This window comes from Oleiphilus sp. HI0043 (assembly GCF_001634935.1).
On sequence record NZ_LWEY01001556.1, the window covers coordinates 1 to 1401 of the forward strand.

Consider the following 1401-nt stretch of genomic DNA (forward strand, 5'->3'; position numbering starts at 1 on the left):
ATCCCCTTTCAAAACCGCTCAATTGACGCTTGATTTAGACTTGGCTGCCTCAAATACTATTGAGTCTTTCGAGCCACCCTTAGTAACTGTAGAGCCTTTCATGGTCGGCAGTACCGAGCTGGATATCGATAGGGAACATCGACTAAGGGGTTTACTCGAAAGTGTTGATCTGGCCACTAATACCATCGACATGAAACTAATTCCGATGCGCTTACGTCGCGGAACCTTTGGCGATTTCAACTTCCATGTCGATGACAATACACTGTATGAGATTGATGGCGTTGAGTACACGTCTGAAGAAGGCTTAAGCTTACTAGCAGAACAAGCTGAGGGGACCCCTCTTATTGCTTTTGGTGGCCCTTCAGAAGAAGGTGAGCAACGCTACTTGGCAACACAGGTACTCGCCGGTAACAGTGTTCCTTGGGCTGAACAAGATGTATTGAAAGGCATCATCACTGCACGCAGTGACTCAAGCATTTCGATTCAAGGTGCAGTCGTCGAGACTGGCGACCAGGCGGCTCACTTTCAGACAGAAGTCACACTGGCGGTTACTGAAGATACTGTTGTCACAGGTTATCGCTTAGGTGATGCCAGCATCGCCAATTTATCGGTAGGGCAACGAATACTAGCGTTGGGTGAATTTAACGCTGACAATAATGAATTCGATAGTAGTCAAGGCCATGTCAGAATGAAGCTCAATGCCATTGTGGGCGAAGTGGTGCAGGCATCTCCTTTGGAGTTGGATCTTAGCCATATCAACAAACGACCAATTGATCTTTTTGACTTTAGTGGCACAGGCCTTGATGCGGCTAATGATGCTTCACCTGAACAGTATGAAATCAACAGCTCTACACTGGATATTAGCGCTATCGAAGAAGATGAGTGGATGCAGGTACGCGGTTACCCCAGTTCTTTCGGCTCATCACCATCAGACTTTGACGCCTTAAGCATTATCAACCCGGACTTTAGCTCCCACCCTGCCCGAATGTTCGCTTTATGGCAGTCGCCTAGTACGACAGGGCTAACAATTGAGTCGAGTGAAATCGTATTATCACTTGAAGATGCTAGAACAAAGCTACACTTGAAAGGTATCCCCGGCTCAAGCCAGTTAAGCTTCTCTCCTGAAAAGCTTGTTAGTACTGCTGAAGAAGGACGTTTCAGTATTTTGATTCGCGGTGAAGGCGTCCATATGTTTACGGATTTTGACAGCTTTATTGGCTCGGCAAGTGAGTATCTACAAAATGGCCTTGCAGTGCATCAGTTAACTGCAACGGGGCAGTATACCGACAGCCTTAAGTCACTAGACGTAAATTATGTGACGCTACGTTTAAGCGAACCGCAGGACCTAGAGCAAGATCAGGAATAGAAAGAATTGGACTACACGACCATTCGTGTAGTCCA

Annotated in this window: 1 protein-coding gene; it reads left to right on the forward strand. The window is 46.7% G+C overall.

The features are described from left to right. The coding region (locus tag A3729_RS33375; RefSeq protein ID WP_068634338.1) for a hypothetical protein at positions 1-1366 on the forward strand (1366 nt) is incomplete at its 5' end. Between the last annotated feature and the right edge of the window lie 35 nt (positions 1367-1401).